At 70.6% G+C, this 16,977-nt stretch carries 13 protein-coding genes; 4 read left to right on the forward strand and 9 right to left on the reverse strand.

Going from position 1 to position 16,977, the window contains the following annotated elements; genetic code table 11:
- The first annotated feature begins 15 nt into the window (after window positions 1-15).
- Together bcsZ and AC1DF3_RS01905 are read left to right on the forward strand one after the other, a co-directional pair.
- Window positions 16-1,236, forward strand: a complete 1,221-nt coding sequence (gene bcsZ / locus AC1DF3_RS01900) for a cellulose synthase complex periplasmic endoglucanase BcsZ (RefSeq protein WP_478138688.1) — start codon at window positions 16-18, stop codon at window positions 1,234-1,236.
- Complete coding sequence (locus AC1DF3_RS01905) at window positions 1,212-5,510, forward strand: cellulose biosynthesis protein BcsC (RefSeq protein WP_478138689.1); 4,299 nt, start codon at window positions 1,212-1,214, stop codon at window positions 5,508-5,510. The genes bcsZ and AC1DF3_RS01905 overlap by 25 nt, the downstream gene beginning before the upstream one ends.
- Before the next feature lie 14 nt (window positions 5,511-5,524).
- Here AC1DF3_RS01905 and AC1DF3_RS01910 read toward each other — a convergent pair whose 3' ends face one another.
- The 3 genes from AC1DF3_RS01910 to AC1DF3_RS01920 form a co-directional block, all read right to left on the reverse strand.
- Window positions 5,525-7,162 (reverse strand): putative bifunctional diguanylate cyclase/phosphodiesterase, encoded by a 1,638-nt coding sequence (locus tag AC1DF3_RS01910; protein ID WP_478138690.1) that lies wholly within the window; start codon window positions 7,160-7,162, stop codon window positions 5,525-5,527.
- 57 nt (window positions 7,163-7,219) lie between these two features.
- Complete coding sequence (locus tag AC1DF3_RS01915) at window positions 7,220-7,381, reverse strand: hypothetical protein (RefSeq protein ID WP_286532013.1); 162 nt, start codon at window positions 7,379-7,381, stop codon at window positions 7,220-7,222.
- Between the two features lie 95 nt (window positions 7,382-7,476).
- Window positions 7,477-7,857: an FHA domain-containing protein gene (locus AC1DF3_RS01920; RefSeq protein WP_286532014.1), complete on the reverse strand. Its 381-nt coding sequence runs from the start codon at window positions 7,855-7,857 to the stop codon at window positions 7,477-7,479.
- A 124-nt stretch (window positions 7,858-7,981) separates the two neighbouring features.
- Here AC1DF3_RS01920 and AC1DF3_RS01925 point away from each other — a divergent pair, with 124 nt between their 5' ends.
- The gene (locus AC1DF3_RS01925; RefSeq protein ID WP_478138691.1) at window positions 7,982-8,188 is read left to right on the forward strand and encodes a hypothetical protein; all 207 of its coding nucleotides are present in this window, start codon (window positions 7,982-7,984) and stop codon (window positions 8,186-8,188) included.
- Window positions 8,189-8,196: 8 nt separating this feature from the next.
- On the opposite strand, the gene AC1DF3_RS01930 is transcribed toward AC1DF3_RS01925, so the two are convergent.
- The 5 genes from AC1DF3_RS01930 to AC1DF3_RS01950 all read right to left on the reverse strand — a co-directional run bounded on the left by AC1DF3_RS01930 (window position 8,197) and on the right by AC1DF3_RS01950 (window position 13,229).
- Complete coding sequence (locus AC1DF3_RS01930) at window positions 8,197-8,469, reverse strand: hypothetical protein (RefSeq protein WP_286532016.1); 273 nt, start codon at window positions 8,467-8,469, stop codon at window positions 8,197-8,199.
- 208 nt (window positions 8,470-8,677) lie between these two features.
- Complete coding sequence (locus AC1DF3_RS01935; RefSeq protein ID WP_478138692.1) at window positions 8,678-10,162, reverse strand: Do family serine endopeptidase; 1,485 nt, start codon at window positions 10,160-10,162, stop codon at window positions 8,678-8,680.
- A gap of 202 nt (window positions 10,163-10,364) precedes the next feature.
- Complete coding sequence (locus tag AC1DF3_RS01940) at window positions 10,365-11,672, reverse strand: ATP-binding protein (RefSeq protein ID WP_286532018.1); 1,308 nt, start codon at window positions 11,670-11,672, stop codon at window positions 10,365-10,367.
- Window positions 11,673-11,757: 85 nt separating this feature from the next.
- A complete protein-coding gene (locus AC1DF3_RS01945) occupies window positions 11,758-12,417 on the reverse strand; it encodes a response regulator (RefSeq protein ID WP_301812720.1) in 660 nt (219 codons plus the stop codon).
- Window positions 12,418-12,458: 41 nt separating this feature from the next.
- Window positions 12,459-13,229 (reverse strand): IclR family transcriptional regulator domain-containing protein, encoded by a 771-nt coding sequence (locus AC1DF3_RS01950; RefSeq protein WP_286532020.1) that lies wholly within the window; start codon window positions 13,227-13,229, stop codon window positions 12,459-12,461.
- Window positions 13,230-13,348: 119 nt separating this feature from the next.
- Here AC1DF3_RS01950 and pobA point away from each other — a divergent pair, with 119 nt between their 5' ends.
- Entirely contained in the window at window positions 13,349-14,530 is a 1,182-nt protein-coding gene (pobA, locus tag AC1DF3_RS01955) for a 4-hydroxybenzoate 3-monooxygenase (protein ID WP_478138693.1), read from the forward strand.
- Between the two features lie 66 nt (window positions 14,531-14,596).
- Here the strand turns inward: pobA and AC1DF3_RS01960 are convergent, their stop codons facing one another.
- On the reverse strand, window positions 14,597-16,921 hold the full coding sequence (locus AC1DF3_RS01960; RefSeq protein ID WP_286532022.1) for a xanthine dehydrogenase family protein molybdopterin-binding subunit: 2,325 nt from the start codon (window positions 16,919-16,921) through the stop codon (window positions 14,597-14,599).
- Window positions 16,922-16,977 lie beyond the last annotated feature (56 nt).

Here is a 16,977-nt window from a genome sequence, read left to right on the forward strand (position 1 = left end):
GAAAGCCCCCTGGCCATGACCCGCCCTCCCTCGCCCGCCCCTTTCTGCCCCGCCACGACCATCAGCCGCCGCCGCTGGCTGGCGGGCCTGGCCCTGATGCCGCTCGCCAACGCCCTGCCGGCCGCGGCGCAGCAGGCTCTCGGCGCCTGCCTGCCGGCGACCGACTGGACCTCCTTCGCTGCCCGCCACCTGCAGGCCGATGGCCGCATCGTCGATTTCGACACGCCGAACCAGCACTCGACCTCGGAGGGCCAGTCCTACGGCTTGTTCTTCGCGCTGGTGCACAACGACCGCGCCGCCTTCGCGCGGATCCTCGAATGGACCGAGAAGAACCTGGCGGCCGGCAGCCTCGCGCAGCGCCTGCCGGCGTGGCAGTGGGGCCACAAGCCGGACGACAGCTGGGGCGTGCTCGACGACAACCCGGCCTCCGACTCCGACCTCTGGATCGCCTATTCACTGCTGGAAGCCGGCCGGCTGTGGAACGAGCCGCGCTACCAGACCCTGGCCCGCGCGGTGCTCGCGATGGCCGCGCGCGACGAGGTCGCGACCTTGCCGGGGCTCGGCCGCATGCTGCTGCCATGGCCCAAGTCGGTGGCCAAGGGCCCGGCGTGGAGGCTCAACCCGAGCTACCTGCCGCTGCAGCTGCTGCGCCGCTTCCAGCAACTGGACGGCAAGGGCCCGTGGGGCGAGATCGCCGACAACACGGTGCGCATGATTGCCGCGGTGACGCCGCAGGGATTCGTGCCCGACTGGTGCGCCTGGTCGACCCAGGAGCAGGCCTTCGTCGCCGACCCGGAGAAAGGCGCGGTGGGCAGCTACGACGCCATCCGCGTCTACCTCTGGGCCGGCATGCTGCACGCCGCCGATCCGGCCCGCCAGCCACTGCTGAAGTCGCTCTACGGGCCGCGCCGGCTGCTCGAACAGGGCAAGCCGATGCCCGAATTCATCGACACCGACACCGGCGTCATGCGCGGCACCGGCCCGGTCGGCTTCTCGGGCGCGCTGCTGCCCTATCTCAAGGCGCAGGCGCTGACGCCGCAGCTCGACGCCGAACTGGCGCGCGTTCGCGCCCGGGTGGGCAGTCCGGCCCAGCCCGCGCCCAAGCCCCTTCCGTACTACGAGCGCATGCTGCTTCTCTTCGGACAAGCCTGGCTCGATGGCCGCTTCGCATTCAGCCGCACCGGCCAGCTGCAAACCCATTGGAGACTGCTATGCCCCGCCACCCAACTCGCCTGAAGGGCTCCACCGCCGCGAGTCGCCTGATGGCCTGCCTGGGCCTGGTGGGTGCGCTGTACGCGGGCACGCCGGTGCAGGCCCAGGGCGACGCCAAGACGGCCCTGATCGAACAGGGCAACTACTGGCAGAGCATGGGCCGGATCGAGCTGGCCGAGGAGAGCTGGCGCAAGCTCTTGAGCATCGATCCGCAATCGGCCGATGCGATGTACGGCATGTCGCAGGTTGAACTCGCGCGCGGCAAGCCCGAACCGGCCCGCGGCTGGATCACGCGGCTGCACGCCGCCCATCCCGACGACCCGCGCGGTGCGCCCCAGGGCGCGCAGTCCGGCACGCCGCAGACCGACCTGCAGCGCGCACGCGCCGCCTCCAAGGCCGGCCGCACCGCCGAAGCGATCCAGATCTACCGCGCGATCTTCGCCAACCGGCCGCCGCCCGAGCCGCTGGCGGTCGAGTACTACCAACTGCTAGGCGGCACCCAACAGGGTTGGGAAGAAGGCCGCAAGGGACTCGACCAGCTGGTCAAGGACAAGCCCGACAACCTCGGCTACAAGCTGGCGCTGGCCCAGCTGCAGACCTACCGCGAGCCGACCCGGCGCGAAGGCATCCGCAGCCTGATGGCGCTCTCGACGCAGCCCGGGGTGGGCGTGGCGGCCACGGCCAGCTGGCGCCAGGCGCTGATCTGGCTGGACGCCCGGCAGGCCGATGCGCCGCTCTACACCGAATTCCTGGCCACTCATCCCGACCCCGCCGTGCAGGCGCGGCTCGACGGCCTGAGCGCCGCCCGCAGCGCCGCGGCTCCGGCGTCGCCGGCCGCCCAGCCGCTCGGCGAAGGCTTCAAGGCACTGGATCGCGGCGACACCGCAACCGCCGAGCAGCGCTTCCAGCAGGCTCTGAAGGTCGAGCCCGGCGACGCCGAGGCGCTCGGTGGCCTGGGCCTGATCCGGCTGCGCCAGGAGCGCTTCGCCGAAGCCCAGCAGCTGCTGGAGCAGGCCGCGAAAAGCGCCGGCGGCGGCAAGTGGGCGTCGGCGCTGCAAAGCGCCACCTACTGGAACCTGGTCGGCCAGGCCAATGCCGCGCGGGCCAAGGGCGACACGCGCACGGCCCAGGGCCTGCTCGAACGCGCCGTGAAGATCGATCCGCGAGAGACCGTCGGACAGGTCGCGCTGGCCGACCTTCGGCTCGCGGCCGGCGACTACGCCGGTGCCGAGCAAGGCTATCGGCGTGCGCTCGACAGCAAGCCCAACGACACCCAGGCGCTGCGCGGCCTGATCACGGCCTACACCCGCCAGGGCCGCAGCGACGAGGCGATGGCCCTGTCGCAGCGGCTCAGCCCCGAGCAGGCGCGGCAGATCGGCAGCCTGCAGGACGTCAAGGTGGAGGCCGCGCGCGCCAAGGCCCGCGCCCAGATCGAAGCCGGCGACAACGCCGGCGCCCAGCGCACGCTCGAGGACGCCATGCTGGCCGCCCCCGACAGCCCCTGGGTCCGGCTCGACCTGGCCAACATCTACCGTCGCCAGGGGATGATGGCCCAGGCCCGCGGCGTCATGGACGGCCTGCTCATGTCGCAGCCCGACATGCCGGACGCGCTCTATGCGAGCGCCCTGCTCGCCTCCGATGCCGGCGACCCGGCGGCCGGCCTGCAGTACCTCGACCGCATCCCGGCCGCCTCGCGCACCCGCGACATGACCCAGCTGCAGCGCCGCCTGTGGGCCGCCAGCCAGGCGCAACAGGCGCAGGCGCTGGCGCGGCAGGGCCAGGTGGCCGCGGCCCGCGGCGTGCTGGCGCAGACCGAAGCGGCGCTCGGCGCCGACATGCCGCCCGAGCTCTGGGGCCAGCTGGCCATCGCCTACGCCGACATCGGCGACGCGCCACGGGCCCTGGCGATGAGCCGGCAATTGCTGGCGCGCAGCCCGAATCCGGGCGTCGGCGACCGCCTGCTCTACGCCTCGGTGCTGCTCAAGACCCAGCAGGATGTCGAACTCTCCGCAGTGCTGCGGCAGCTGCAATCGGCCAGCATGACAACGGCCCAGCGGGCCGACTACGAGCGCCTGACGATCGCCTTCAGCCTGCGCCAGGCCGACGCCTTGCGCGAGGCCGGCAACCTCGAAGCGGCCTACAACGCGCTGGCGCCGGTGCTGGCCGCGCGGCCCGAAGACCCGCAGGTGCTGGCCGCGCTGGCCCGCCTCTATGCGGCAGCGCGCGACGAGAAGCAGGCCCTGGCGATCTATCAGCGCATCCTGCAGCGCAGTCCGACCGACCTCGACACCCTGCTCGCCGCCGCCGCCAGCGCCAGCGCGCTGCGCGCCCACGGCGAGGCCGAGAGCTACGTGCAGGCGGCCCTGAAGCAGGCCCCCGACCAGTCGCGCGTGCTGGCGGCGGCCGGCCGCGTCTATCGCAATGCGGGCGACAACGCGCGGGCCGAGCAATACCTGCGCGCCGCCGTCGCCGCCGACAGCCGCGCGGCCGGCCAGGGTGGCGTGCCGGCCGCCCCGGCCAATCCCTTCGCCGGCATGACCGGCGGCGCCGCCAGCGGCGGCAACCCGTTCGCCGCCACCCTGCAGCCGGTCGGACTGCCCGCGCCAGGCTATCCGGCCAGCGCCGGCAACGCCCCGGCCTCGCCCTTTGCCGGCATGCGCGGCGGCGCGGCCCCGATCGCGGCGCTGCCGCCGTTGCCTGCGGCCGTGCCGCCCGTCTATGCGGCGGCGGCGAGCCAGCCGGCCGCCAACCTGCCCTGGGGCGCCGGCGGCAGCACCGCGGCTGCACCGGCGACCGCCGCCACGGCCGCGCCGAAGTCCACCGCCCCGCGCAACAGCGCCGAATTCCGCCGCCGCAATGCCGCGGCCAACCAGCAGGCCGCGCCCGCCGGCGCTGCGCCGCTGCCTTCCCCGGCACTGGCCGCGCCCCAGTACGCCCAGGCCCCGGCCTATCCGCTGCCCCAAGCCGCCGGCCAGCCGGTCTATCCGCTGCCGCCCCCCGTGCCCGGCAGCAGCCTGGCAACCGAAGGCAGCTGGAACGCCCCGCCGCGCGCCGGCGCGGCGCCGGCCAACCCGTTGCTGAGCGAACTGCAGGACATCCAGTCCGAACGCAGCACGACGCTCGACATCGGCAGCGTCTACCGCAGCCGCGACGGCGAACCGGGCCTGAGCCGCCTGCAGGACCTGCAGGTGCCCATCGAGGCCCGCTTCCCGGCCGGCAACGGCAAGGTGGTGCTCAGCGCCACGCCGACGGTGCTCGACAACGGCGCGCTGGCGCAGGACTACGGCACCTCGAGCCGCTTCGGCGGCGGGCCGCAGGCGGCGATCGACCTGCTCGCGGGCAGGGTCCCGGCGGTGGATGGCCAGCACGCCAGCGGCGTCGGCCTCGCGGTCGGCTATGAGGGCAAGAACCTGAACGCCAGCATCGGCACCACGCCGCTCGGCTTCCAGCAGACCAACGCGGTCGGCAACCTCACCTACAGCGGTGCCCTGTCCGACACCGTGTCCATGAAGGGCGACCTGTCGCGCCGCGCCGTCACCGACAGCCTGCTGTCGTTCGCCGGCACCGAGGACACCCGCACCGGCGACCGCTGGGGCGGCGTGGTGGCGACCGGCGCCCGGCTCGACATCACCCGCGACGACGGCACCTACGGCATCTACGGCTACGGCTTGGCCCATGCGATCACCGGCCACAACGTGGCCGACAACTCGCGCTACGAACTGGGCGGCGGGCTGTACGTGCACCTGATGAACAAGCCCGGTTCGACCCTGACCGCCGGCATGAACCTCGACCTGCTGAGCTACGACAAGAACCTGAGCTTCTTCACCTTCGGCCAGGGCGGCTACTTCAGCCCGCAGTCCTATGTGAGCGTGGCCTTCCCGGTCGACTGGACCGGCCGCGACGACCGGCTCTCGTGGCGGCTCAATGCCTCGCTGGGCATCCAGTCGTTCACGGAGGACGCATCGCCCTGGTTCCCGACCGACCCGGCGCGCCAGGCCGCCGCCGCGAGCGCCGTCGCGACCGCCACCGGACTGGGCCTCAACAAGGCCCCCTTCACCGGCTACTACCTGTCGAACAGCCACACGGGCGTGGCCTACAACCTGGCAGGCATCGTCGAATACCAGGTGGCTCCGCAGCTCTTCCTGGGCGGCGCCATGGCTTTCAACAACGCATCGAACTACCGCCAGGTGACGGTCAGCGCCTACCTGCGCTACATGCTCGGCAACACCGGACGCTACGGCGCCCCGGCCGGCGCCACGCTCAAGCCGGTGAGCTCGCCCTACACGCCGCTGCTCTAGGAACCTGCTGGCGCTCAGCAGCCCGCCGCCCGGCCCCAGGGCGGCGCCTGCTCGAAGCCGGTGATCCATGCCGGCACCTCGGCGGCCGGCAGCGGCTTGGCGATGCCGTAGCCCTGCCCGAGCGTGCAGCCGAGGGCCAGCAGCGCATTGCCGTGCGCCACCGACTCGACCCCCTCGGCGATGGTCTTGCGGCCGAAGCCCCGCGCCATCACCAGGATGCCGCGGATGATCGCCTCGTCCTCCGGGTCTTCGAGCATGCCGCGCACGAAGGACTGGTCGAGCTTGAGCGCGGTCACGGGCAGGCGCCGCAGGTAGGTCAGCGACGAATAGCCGGTGCCGAAGTCGTCCATGACCACCGGCACGCCGAGCGCCTTGCAGGCACCGATGAAATCGGCGACGGCGCCGAAGTCCTTGATGGCGGTGGTCTCGAGGATCTCGAGCTCGAGCACGCCCGCGTGCAGCTGCGGAAAACGGCCCAGGTGAAAGCCGAGCCGCTCGATAAAGTCCGGCCGCAGCAGGTGGCGCGGACTGATGTTGACGCTGACCGAGGTCTTGACCCCCGCGGCCAGCCAGTCGGCCGCCTGCCGCACCGCCTCGCCGATGGCCCAGTCGCCGAGCTGCTCCACCAGTTCGTGGTCCTCGATCATCGGCACGAAGGCGGATGGCTGCAGCAGCCCCCGCTCGGGATGCTGCCAGCGAACCAGGGCCTCGAAGCCGATCACCCGGCCGCACAGCATGTCGACCTTGGGCTGGTAGGCCAGCAGGAACTCGTGGTTCGCCAGGCCGGCCTGGATCCGCTCGCGGATCTGCTGTTCCTGCTGTTCCTCGTGGGCCAGGCCGGCGTCGAAGAAATGGACCTGGCTGCCACCGGCCCGCTTGGCGAAGAACACCGCGTGCTGCGCTTGCTGCAGCATGACTTCGGTCGGCTGCTCGCCCTGGCGCATCAGCGAAACGCCGACGCTGGTGCGCAGCCGCGTCGAACGGTCCTGCAGCCGGAACGGATGCGCGAGCCGCGCCAGGATCTGCTCCAGCAGAGCCTCGGAATGCGCCGCGTCATTGACGAACAGCAGCAGCGCGAACTCGTCGCCGCCGACCCGGGCGACGCTGGCATCGTTCGGCACCGCGGCCTTCAGGCGGCGCGCCACCTCGCGCAGCACCGCATCCCCGCCCACCGGACCGAAGCTCTCGTTGATGTCGCGGAAACGGTCGAGGTCGAGGTAGCAGACCGCCAGCAGGCGCTCGCCGTCGCCGTTGCGCACCGGCGCAGGGTTCAGTTCCTCGGCCGAGGGCACGCGATTGGGCAGCCGCGTCAGCGCGTCATGGCGCGACAGCAGGTCGAGCCGCTCGCCGCGCACGCCGCGGGCCGTCGGCGTGAAGCTCCACAGGACGCAGCGGTCGTCCATGCGCTCGCCGCGCAGGTCGGCCATGATCGTGTGGCCGTGCCGGGCCCGCAACACGACCCGGCGGCCATCCACCGCGCCGCGCGCCGGGAGCTTCAACTCGTTGGCGGACGCGGGCGGCAGGACATCGTCGAAGGGCATGTCCGTGAGCGCGCCCGACGGATAGTCGAGCAGCGTGTGCGCGTCCTCGTCGGCCCAGAGAATCGATCCATCGCAAATCTTGAGGTGGCCAACGAGGGTGCGGGTGAGCATGGGCGCTATTGTTCACGGAAAAACAACCGCCCGACGTCCTCCCGATGACGGATCGGATCAGCGCAGCGGCGCGCCCCGAATCGTGTCGGCCGATTTCTTGATCTGCTGGACCATGCGGCGCTGCAGCGGCGATGCCCCCCGGTGGCCGAGGACGTCCATCAACCAGCCGCCCGCCACCAGGATCGCCAGTACGCCGAGGGTCAAGACCTCAGAGTCCATGCTGTGCTCCCGGAGTCGTCGAGCGCACACTCTGCGCTGCAAACGGATCGACGGGAATCAGCCGAAAGGCGTGTGTCTTTCGAGGCTGGCCCGGATCAGGACTTCGCGTTCAGCCGTTGCAGATCGATGTCGGCCAGCCGGCCCGGCACGGTCACGAGGCGAAGCGCCTCCGCGGCGCCGATCGGACTGCCCTGCGACAGGAAGCGGATCTGGTAGCCGCCAATCTTGATTTCGTCGCCATTGCTCAACGCGCTGCCCTCGACCCGCTGGCCATTGACATAGGTCCCGTTGTGGCTCTGCAGATCGCGGATCGTCATGGCGTCGCCCACGGCCTCGAACACCGCGTGGGAGCGGCTCACGAGCGGGTTGTCCAGCACCAGGTCGCAGCTGTCGGCACGGCCGACGACGAAGGGCGTGCGGGTCATGTTGACCTGCTTGGCCGAGCCGTTCTTCTGCAACACGATCAATCTCGTCATTGTTCGATCCTCTCCTTGGTGAATACCTGAACGGCGTGGCCGCCCTTCCGGTCTATGCCGCTTTGGGGGTGCCATGCCTCCTTCGGAGAGATGGGCGAAAGAGCGGCGGCCGCGTAACTTCAGGATGATGCAACATCCCGACACGCTCGCCGCCAGATTTCTGCTGCCGTTCGCGGCGGTCGGCTTCCATCGCCAGCCCCCTGCACCCTGTCGCACGCCGGCCCCGCCGTTGTTGGTGCTTCGCGGCGTGTCCCAGCGAGGCACCATCCGCTCGCGGGCGGCCCAGGTGATCGCGGTCACGGCGCTGCACTTCGATGCCCAGGGCCGTTGAGCGCAAGACTACAGGATGGAGTGGTCCGTGGTGAACATGCACGAGTCCGGTCCGCTCGAATAGGCGGTGGTCGCCCCGCCCGGGTCGGGCAAGGGGGCCGCGGTGCTCTCGCCGATGCTGACCGGCGTCTTCGGCTTGCCGAAAGGCGCGAGGCCCTGCAGCACGCGCAGCGCCGAGGCGCCCTGGATGAGCGCTTCCGAATAGTCCGGAACACCCTGTGTCGAGCAGTCGATCGGCCTGAATCCCAGGCAATCCTCGGACTCGGCCTGGACTGCCTCCATCAGAACCCAATGGAATTCATTGGGTTCCAGTTCGAGAACAGTCAGCGCTATATCGCGAAGTGCCACCGGGAAACCTTTCGATCAGTGAAGCCTGGATTGTTACTGGGCGGTGATTTGATCGCCAAGGCACTTTTGCACGCTGCCTTGACGATCACCCCCGCGAGACCGGCACTAAGTCGCAATCGGCCGGCCCGCAAAGGGCAGCGCCTCAGCCCAGGCGCACCGGCACGAAGATCTTGTTGCCGTCGCGCTGGATCAGCAGCGCCACCGACCTGTCGGCCTTGGCCACCACCTCGCGCACCTGCTCGATGCTCTTCGCCGGCGTGCCGTTGATGGCCAGCAGCACGTCGCCCGTCTGGACGCCGGCCAGTGCCGCCGGACCCCCGACTTCCGCGATCAGCAGGCCACCGTCGACCTGGGCTTCGCGCTGTTCCTGCGGCTGCAGCGGACGCAGCGCGAGACCGAGCTTGCCCTGCTTGGCGCCGCCCTCCTCGTTCTTCGCCACCGCGGTGCCCTTCTCGGCCGCGTCGCCCAGCTTGGCGGAGATTTCCTCGCGCGCACCCTGGCGCCAGATCTCGAGCGCGATCTTGCTGCCCGGCTTCTTCTGGCCGATCAGGGCCGGCAGGTCTCCCGAGGACACGATCGGCTCGCCGTCGACCTTGCGGATCACGTCGCCCGAGCGCAGGCCGGCCTGGTCGGCCGGGCCGCCCTTCTCGACGTTCGAGACCAGCGCGCCTTCGGGCTTGTCGAGCTTGAACGAATCGGCAAAGGCCTGGTTCACTTCCTGGACCGCGACGCCGAGGCGCGCATGGGTGGCCTTGCCGGTCGCGACGATCTGGTCCTTGACCTGCATCGCGACCTCGATCGGGATCGCGAACGAGACGCCCTGGTAGCCACCGCTGCGGCTGTAGATCTGGGAGTTGATGCCGACCACCTCGCCGCGCGTGTTGAGCAGCGGGCCGCCGGAGTTGCCCGGATTGATCGCGACGTCGGTCTGGATGAAGGGCACGTAGCCATCGTCGGGCAGCGAGCGGCCCTTGGCGCTGACCACGCCGGCGGTGACGGTGTTCTCGAAGCCGAAGGGCGAGCCGATCGCCAGCACCCATTCGCCGGCCTTCAGGTCCTTGGTGCTGCCGACCGCCAGCACGGGCAGGTTCTTGGCCTCGATCTTGATCACGGCGACGTCGGTCTTGGGGTCGGAGCCCAGCACCTTGGCGCTGAACTCGCGGCGGTCGGTCAGCTTGACCGTGACTTCCTTGGCGTCCTTCACGACGTGGGCGTTGGTCAGGATGATGCCGTCGGCGCTCAGGATGAAGCCCGAGCCCTGGCCACGGACCGGGGTCTCGCGCTGCGGCTGCTGGCCGCGCGGGCCCTGGCCGCCGCCGAAGCGGCGGTAGAACTCGTACATCGGATCGTCCGGGTCCATCTGCGGGCCGCCTTCGGCGCCGGCCGTCTTGGTGGTGCCGGTGACGCTGATGTTGACCACCGCCTGGCCGTCGCGGGCGGTGATGGTGGAGAAGTCGGGCATGGTCACCGTCGGCGCGGTGGTGGTGCCAGCGACGGCAACGGCCTGCGCCGGGGGCGCGGCCACGGCACGGGCGCTGGTGTAGGCGCCAGTGCCGACGGCACCGATCACGCCGGCGGCTGCCAGCGAAAGCACGAGCGCGCGAGGCGAGGTCAAACCGGTTTTCATCAGAAATCCTTTCGAGTATGGGAAGAGAGCACGAAAGGAATGTCGGGCCGCCAGCTTAGGCCCGGCTTAAATTGGCTCGCCCCCAGGTTGCCCGGCACTTCGTGTCCGGGCGCCCACCCCCTACCGGGGGCAACACCAGCGGCCTGGCAAAGCCAGTTCCGCGGTGTTTCACCAACGGGCCGGGCTGCGCCGGCCGGGGCAGTCAGGCTGCGGGGAAGCGAACCAGAACGCGCAGGCCGCCGAGAGGCGATGGCTCCAGCGAGACGGCCGCGCCGTGCAGGTCGGCGATCGACTTGACGATCGACAGGCCCAGGCCGCTGCCGGGGGCCTGGGGCTGGCCCGCGCGGTAGAAGCGGTCGAGCACGCGCTCGCGCTCGCTCTCGGGCAGGCCGGGTCCGCTGTCGTCGACGCTCAATTCGACGGCGCCCGCCCCGGCGGCGATCCCGACGTCGACGCGGCCGCCGGGCGGCGTGTACTTGACCGCGTTGTCGATCAGGTTGCGCAGCAGGGTGCGCAGCGCCTCCGGCTGGCCCTGCACCGTCGCCGGGTCGGCCCGCGCGATGCCGATGTCGATGTCGCGCGACTGGGCCGCGGCCACGGTGTCGGAGATCGCCAGCCGCGCGACCTCGGGCAGGCTGACGGCTTCCGGCCGCGCGCCCGCCGCCGCGCTGGCCTCGTGCCGTGCCAGCGCCAGCATCTGCTCGACCAGCCGGGTCGCCCGGTCGATGCCGGCGGCCAGCCGGGCCACCGCGAGTTCGCGCGTCGCATCGTCGGCCGCACGCTGCAGGCCTTGCACCTGCAGCTTGAGCGCCGCCAGCGGCGATCGCAGTTCGTGCGCCGCGTCGGCGACGAAGTGCTTCTGGGCCTCGAAGGCCTGGCGCACCCGAACGAACAGCAGGTTCAGCTCGTGCACCAGCGGCCGCACCTCCTCGGGCAGGTCGGCTTCGTTGAGCGGCGACAGGTCGTCGGCCTGCCGGGTCGCCACCTGCCGGCGGACCCGGGCCACCGGGGCCAGCGAGCGGCTCACCACCCACCAGACCACCAGCATCAGCAGCGGCGCCGCCAGCACGATCGGCCCGACGGTGCGCAAAGCCAGCGTGCCCGCCATGCGGCGGCGTGCCGCCATGTCCTGCGCCACCTGGATCACCAGCGCCCCGGTCGCCAGCGAGAAGACGCGGTAGGTGGTGCTGCGCGCCTTCACGTTGGAAAAGCCCAGCACCGCGCGCTGCGGCAGCGCCGACTGGGCGGCCGAATCGAAGATCCGGATGCCGTCCAGGGTCCAGATCTGGACGATGAATTCGAAATTCTCCTCGCCGCCGCCCAGGCCGCCGACCGTGGAACTGGGCGGCAGGCCGGCACGCAGCGACAGCGCCATCTGCTGCATGTGCTGGTCGAAGATGTCGTCGGCCGCCTCGAGCACCGCGCGATAGGTGACGAAGGCCTGGGTGCCGGCCGCCAGCACGATGGCCGCCAGCAGGAACCACAGCAACCTAGCCCGGAGCGACTTCATCGATGCCCCCACGCTCGGCACTTCGTGTCCTCGCTGCCCCCCGAGGGGGCGCGAGCTCGCTTGGGGCGGCCCGGCGCGGCGCTCTTCATTCCTTCGGCACCATGTACCCCACCCCCCGCACATTGCGGATCAGGTCGGCGCCCAGCTTCTTGCGCAGCCCGTGGACGTAGACCTCGACCGCATTGCTGCTGATCTCGTCCTTCCAGCTGTAGAGCTTCTCCTCGAGCTGGGCCCGCGACAGCACCATGCCGGGCCGGGCCAGCAGCGGCTCGAGCACCGCCCATTCGCGCGCCGACAAGATGACCGGCTGGCCGCCCACGCTGACCTCCCGGGTCGCCGGATTGACGCTCACGCCCATGTGCTCGTAGACCGGCTCGGCCCGCCCCGAGGCCCGCCGCAGCAGCGCCCGGATGCGGGCCAGCAGTTCGTCGAGGTCGTAGGGCTTGAGCACGTAGTCGTCGGCGCCGGCATCGAGCCCCTCGATGCGCTGCGCGACCGAGTCGCGCGCGGTCGCGATCAGCACCGGCATGCGCTGCTTGCGGGCCCGCAGCGCGCGCAGCACGTCGAGCCCGTCGCGGCGCGGCACGCCGAGGTCGAGCAGCACCAGGTCGTACTGCTGCGTGCGCAGGGCGGTATCGGCGGCGTCGCCGTCCTTGACCCAGTCGACCGCGTACTGCTCCGCGCGCAGCAGGTCGAGCACGGCTTCGCCGATCATCACGTCGTCTTCGAGCAGCAGCAGTCGCATGGTTCAGTCATCCGCTGTGGGTCGAACGCGATGGTAGCGACTCACAGCAAGGACCTGACCTCTCTGGCCGCATCGAACAGCAGCGGCAGCAGGTCGCGGCGCAGCGCGTCCTCCTGGTAGCGCCCCCCGGACAGCACCACGTTGAGCGCCGCCACCGTGCGCCCCTGCATGTCGCGCAGCGGCACCGCCATGGCCTGGACGCCGAGCTCGTGCTCTTCGCTGGCAAAGCAGAAATCGTCCTTGCGGGTCTGCGCGATGCGCTGGCGCAGTTCCCGCGCCTGGGTGATGGTCTGGGGCGTCAGCCGCGACAGCCGCCGCGCCTTGAGCCATTCGGTGAGCTCGGCCGGACTCAGCGCGGCCAGCAGCACCCGGCCGGTGGAGGTCGCGTGGGCCGGCAGCCGGGCCCCGAGATGCAGGCCATAGGCCAGCACCCGGGTCGGCGCCGCGTAGCTGCCGCTGCGCGCGACGATCACCACCTCCTCGCCGTCGAGCACCACGGCCGAGAACGATTCCTGGGTCTGGGCCGCGAGCCGGTTCAAGGTCGGCTGCAGCGCCCGCGGCAGCCGCGACGACGCCAGGTAGCTGCCCGAGAAGCGCAGCACCTTGGGCGACATCCAGAAATAGCTGCCGTCGGTTTCCAGGTAGCCCAGGTGTGCCAGGGTCAGCAGGTGGCGCCGGGCCGCGGCGCGCGTGAGCCCGGCCCGCTCGGCGGCCAGGGTGGCATTGAGCCGCTGGCGCTCGGTATCGAAGCTCTCGAGCACGGCCATGCCCTTGGCGATGCCCTCGATGAAATCCGGTTTGGCGATGGTCATGGTCGGAAGGGATTGCGCGATCATCGCGCAAGTGCTTTCATGATCGCACAGCGCGTGCCATCCGGGTCCCCTGAAACGGATGCGACGCCCTACGCTCGCACAAACTTCAGGAGACTCGCATGCGAACACAGGTTGCCATCATCGGTGCAGGCCCCGCCGGCCTCTTGCTCGGCCAGCTGCTGCACAAGGCCGGCATCGACAACATCATTCTCGAACGCCAGAGCGGGGACTACGTCCTCGGCCGCATCCGCGCCGGCGTGCTCGAGCAGATCACGATGGACCTGCTGGCCCGCGCCGGCGTCGACGCCCGGGCCAAGGCCGAGGGCCTGCCGCACGAGGGCATCGAGCTGCTGTTCAAGGGCGCCCGGCACCGCATCGACCTGCACGGCCTGACCGACGGCAAGCAGGTCACCGTGTACGGCCAGACCGAAGTGACCCGCGACCTGATGGAAGCGCGCGCGGCCGCCGGCCTGACCACGATCTACAACGCCGCGTCGGTCAGCCTGCACGACTTCGACACCGCCCGGCCCCGGGTGCGCTACCAGAAGGACGGCGCCACCCACGAGGTCGAATGCGACTTCATCGCCGGCTGCGACGGCTACCACGGCGTCAGCCGCGCCAGCGTGCCGGCCGATTCGCTGCACACCTACGAGAAGATCTACCCCTTCGGCTGGCTCGGCGTGCTGGCCGACGTGCCGCCGGTGTCGCACGAACTGATCTACGCCAACACCGCGCGCGGCTTCGCGCTGTGCAGCATGCGCAGCGCCACCCGCAGCCGCTACTACGTCCAGGTCCCGACCGAAGAGAAGGTCGAGAACTGGAGCGACGAGGCCTTCTGGAACGAGCTGCGCCTGCGCCTCGACCCCGAGGCCCGCGATCGCCTCGTGACCGGCCCGTCGCTCGAGAAGAGCATCGCGCCGCTGCGCAGCTTCGTCGCCGAGCCGATGCGCTTCGGCAGCCTGTTCCTGGCCGGCGACGCCGCCCACATCGTGCCGCCGACCGGGGCCAAGGGCCTGAACCTGGCCACGGCCGACGTCGGCTACCTGTCGCGCGCCTTCGAGATCTACTACGGCGAGAAGACGCCCTCGGCCCTGGACCGCTACTCCGACCTCTGCCTGCGCCGGGTCTGGAAGGCCGAGCGCTTCTCATGGTGGTTCACCTCGCTGATGCACCGCTTCCCGGACACCGGCGAATTCGGCCAGAAGATCCAGGAGGCCGAACTCGACTACCTGGTGCACTCGCATGCCGCCTCGACCTCGCTGGCGGAGAACTATGTGGGGTTGCGGATGGAAGATTTCTGAGACCTTGCGGGACAGACCAACGAACGCGAAGCGGTTTGTTGCTCCGTCCCCAATTGACCAGATTTTTCAGGCCGCCTGCATCAACCGCCAGACCCGATCCGGGGTCAACGGCATGTCCAGATGCGGCGTCCGGTCCGCCAGCCCGTTGCGCGCCAGCGCATCCGCCACCGCATTCACCACCGCCGGCGTGGCGCCGATGGTGCCCAGCTCACCCACGCCCTTGACCCCCAGCGGGTTGTTCTTGCACGGCGTCGATTCGTCCATCTCCATGCGGAACATCGTGGCGATGATGTCGGCCCGCGGCGCCGCGTAGTCCATCAGGCTGCCGGTCAGCGGCTGGCCGGTCTCGCTGTCGTAGACCACCCGCTCGCACAGTGCCTGGCCGATGCCCTGCACCGCCCCGCCCTCGAGCTGGCCGCGCACGATCAGCGGGTTGACCACCCGGCCGACGTCGTTGACCGAGGCATAGGTCTGCACGCTGATCTCGCCCGTGGGCGGATCGATCTCGATCTCGGTGATGTGGCAGCCGTTCGGCCAGGTCGGCCCCGACACCGTGCTGGTCGAGTCGACGAAGATCTGCTGCTCGGCCTGCTTGCCGGCCAGCGTGAACAGGTCGAGCTTCAGGTCGGTGCCTGCCACCTTGAAGACGCCGGCCGCGTATTCGACGTCGGCCGTCGCCACCTCGAGTTCTTGTGCCGCCAGTTCGCGGCCCTTCTCGATGGTGCGCTCGGCGCCGATCCGGACCGCCGAGCCGCCCGTGAACAGCGAGCGCGAGCCGGCGCTGCCGAAGCCGTCGCCGCGGTCGGTGTCGCCCAGCACGATGTGCACCTGCTCGATCGGCACGCCGAAGGCGTCGACCACCAGCTGCGCCAGGGTGGTCGCGATGCCCTGCCCCATCGCATTGACGGCCGAGAACACCTCGATCACGCCGTCGGCGCGCACCGCGACCGTGACGCGCTCCTCGAACACATTGCCGCCGGTCCACTCGAGGAAGGTGGCGATGCCCAGTCCGCGCATCCGCCCCTGCCGCTTCGATTCGGCCGCCCGGGCATCGAAGCCCTGCCAGTCGGCCAGCGCCAGCGCCTGGTCCATGACCGATTCGAAGGCCCCGGTGTCGTAGACCTGCTGCATCGGATTCTTGTAGGGCATCTGCGCCGGGCCGATGAAGTTGCGCCGGCGCAGCTCGATCCGGTCGATGCCGGTCTGGCGCGCCGCCTCGTCCATCAGGCGCTCCATCGTGTAGATCGCCTCGGGCCGACCGGCCCCGCGGTAGGCGCCGGTGGGCGCGGTGTTGGTCAGCACCGCCTTGAAATGGAAGTCGATGGTCTGGATGTCATAGACGCTGGTTTGCACCCACGGGCCGATCAGCAGCTGGATCGCGACCCCGGTGCCGGTCGCGTAGGCGCCGACGTTGGCATGGGTGCGGATGCGCAGGCCGAGGATCTTGCCCTGGGCGTCGAGCGCCAGCTCGGCCTTGGCCTCGATGTCGCGGCCATGCGAGGTCGTCAGGAACTCTTCGCTGCGGTCAGCAACCCACTTCACCGGGCGCCGCAGCGCGCGGGCGGCGTAGGCGACCGCGATGTCCTCGGGATAGGCGCCGGTCTTCATGCCGAAGCCGCCGCCCACGTCGCCCACCACCACGCGCACCTTGTCCTTCGCGAGGCCGATAGCGTCGCACACCGAATCGCGCACGCCGGAAGGCATCTGCGTACTCATCCGGATCGTGATCCGGTCGGTGGCCGGGTCGAACTCGGCCAGCACGGTGCGTGGCTCGATCGTCAGCGCAACCACGCGCTGGTTGACGACGTCGAGCGCCACCACGTGGCTGGCCTTGGAGAAGGCCTCCGCGGTCGCTTCGGCGCTGCCGTGGCGCATCTCGGCCGCGATGTTGCCGGTGCCCTCGTCGCAGATCAGAGGCGCGCCCTCGGCGGTCGCAGCCCGCAGGTCGACCACCATCGGCAGCTCTTCGTAGTCGACCATCACCGCCTCGGCCGCATCGCGCGCCTGGGTCAAAGTCTCCGCGACCACGACGGCGACCGGCTCACCGACGAAACGCACGCGCTCCAGCGCCAGCACCCGGCGCAGCGGCGTCGCGCAGTCGGCGCCGTCGGCGCGCTTGAAGGGCGCTCCCGGCATCGGCTTGACGCCGGCCCGGTCCAGGTCGGCCCCGGTGAAGACGCCGAGCACGCCGGGCATTCCGCCGGCCGCCGCCGTATCGACCGTGACGAGCCGCGCGTGCGGATAGGGCGAACGCACGAAGCAAAGCCAGCTCTGGCCCGCCGGTGCGACGTCGTCGGTGTAGCGGCCGGCGCCGGCCAGCAGCTTCTCGTCCTCGAGCCGTCTGACCGCCTGGCCGCTGCCGAAGCGCATGGGATTCGTATCTGTGGTCACCGTGGGTCCTCTTGCTTTGTTGGGGGCATTTTTTGCGGGTGCAGGAACGACTATAG

The organism is Variovorax sp. 10N432, assembly GCF_056394465.1.

Bases quoted from the DNA above. Each gene is read 5' to 3' on its own strand.
- bcsZ (WP_478138688.1), top strand. From the start codon at position 16: ATGACCCGCCCTCCCTCGCCCGCCCCTTTCTGCCCCGCCACGACCATC.
- AC1DF3_RS01950 (WP_286532020.1), bottom strand. From the start codon at position 13,229: ATGACCATCGCCAAACCGGATTTCATCGAGGGCATCGCCAAGGGCATG.
- AC1DF3_RS01905 (WP_478138689.1), top strand. From the start codon at position 1,212: ATGCCCCGCCACCCAACTCGCCTGAAGGGCTCCACCGCCGCGAGTCGC.
- AC1DF3_RS01940 (WP_286532018.1), bottom strand. From the start codon at position 11,672: ATGAAGTCGCTCCGGGCTAGGTTGCTGTGGTTCCTGCTGGCGGCCATC.
- AC1DF3_RS01910 (WP_478138690.1), bottom strand. From the start codon at position 7,162: ATGCTCACCCGCACCCTCGTTGGCCACCTCAAGATTTGCGATGGATCG.
- AC1DF3_RS01915 (WP_286532013.1), bottom strand. From the start codon at position 7,381: ATGGACTCTGAGGTCTTGACCCTCGGCGTACTGGCGATCCTGGTGGCG.
- AC1DF3_RS01920 (WP_286532014.1), bottom strand. From the start codon at position 7,857: ATGACGAGATTGATCGTGTTGCAGAAGAACGGCTCGGCCAAGCAGGTC.
- AC1DF3_RS01935 (WP_478138692.1), bottom strand. From the start codon at position 10,162: ATGAAAACCGGTTTGACCTCGCCTCGCGCGCTCGTGCTTTCGCTGGCA.
- AC1DF3_RS01925 (WP_478138691.1), top strand. From the start codon at position 7,982: ATGATGCAACATCCCGACACGCTCGCCGCCAGATTTCTGCTGCCGTTC.
- pobA (WP_478138693.1), top strand. From the start codon at position 13,349: ATGCGAACACAGGTTGCCATCATCGGTGCAGGCCCCGCCGGCCTCTTG.
- AC1DF3_RS01945 (WP_301812720.1), bottom strand. From the start codon at position 12,417: ATGCGACTGCTGCTGCTCGAAGACGACGTGATGATCGGCGAAGCCGTG.
- AC1DF3_RS01930 (WP_286532016.1), bottom strand. From the start codon at position 8,469: ATGGAGGCAGTCCAGGCCGAGTCCGAGGATTGCCTGGGATTCAGGCCG.